The 988-nt window shown below is 69.1% G+C and carries 1 protein-coding gene; it reads right to left on the reverse strand.

The features are described 5' to 3' along the window. Window positions 1-4: 4 nt before the first annotated feature. Window positions 5-988 (reverse strand): DNA polymerase IV (locus tag BN4346_RS46690; RefSeq protein WP_067977066.1); only part of this gene is annotated, 984 nt, incomplete at its 5' end.

A 988-nucleotide genomic window follows, 5' to 3' on the forward strand; every position in this document is an offset into this window, starting at 1 on the left:
GCCCCTAGACGGGCTCCTCCGGGCGGGCGACGTAGTCCGGCCAGTCCAGGCTGGCCACCGGGTCGGCGCGGCTGATGCCGGGCTCATCGTCGGGGAATGTTCGCACCGGGCCGGGGCCCGAGCCGCGCGTCTCGAAACGGACCGTCACCACTCCGTGGCCGGCGCCCTGCACCCAGCCGTGACCGAAGTCAGGGTGGCTGACGTCGTCACCGACTCGCCACGACGCCGCGGTCGGCAGGGAAAGCGGTTCCCGCGCAGTTACTTCCGGTGAGATAGCTGCCACGTCCGGAAACTCCAGATCCGGGAACAGTGATTCCTGGCGAACATCGGTCAGCCCGGAGAATCCCACGCCGAGTAGCCGGATCGGGCCGATCTCCTGCGGATCGAGCAGCAGCCGGCCGGCCGCCGAGGTGAGCGCGCTGGCGTCGGTGGTCGCATAGGGCAGCGTGGCCGAGCGGGTCAGCACACTCATATCGGCCTTCTTGAGTTTCACCGTCACGGTGCGAGCGCCGCGCCCGTCGCGCAGCAGCCTGCGGTAGGCGTGTTCACCGATCGGACCGATCTCTGCCCGGAGCTGGTCCAAGGTGGTCAGGTCGACCGCAAAGGTGGATTCGGCGCTGATCTGTTTGGCCTCAGCACGTTCGGCGACCCGCCGGTCGTCGATCCCCCGAGCCAACCGGTGCAGTGCGGGACCGATGGTGGCGCCCAGAATATCGGCGACCTCGCTGTCGGTCAGTGCGGCGAGCTGGCCGATGGTGTCGATACCCAGCCGGTGCAGCTTCTCCTCGGCGACCGGACCGATTCCCCACAGCCGGCGCACCGAAAGCCCGTCCAGCAGCAGTCGTTCCTCGCTGCGACTGACGACGCGCACCCCGTCCGGCTTCGCCAGATCGGAGGCGATCTTGGCGATCTGCTTGCCCGAACCCGCCCCGACCGACGCCACCAAGCCGGTCTCCTCGAGCACCCGGCCGCGAAGGCGTTCGCAGAA

It is taken from the genome of Mycolicibacter icosiumassiliensis (assembly GCF_900078685.2).
In the GTDB taxonomy this organism is placed as follows: Bacteria; Actinomycetota; Actinomycetes; order Mycobacteriales; family Mycobacteriaceae; genus Mycobacterium; species Mycobacterium icosiumassiliensis.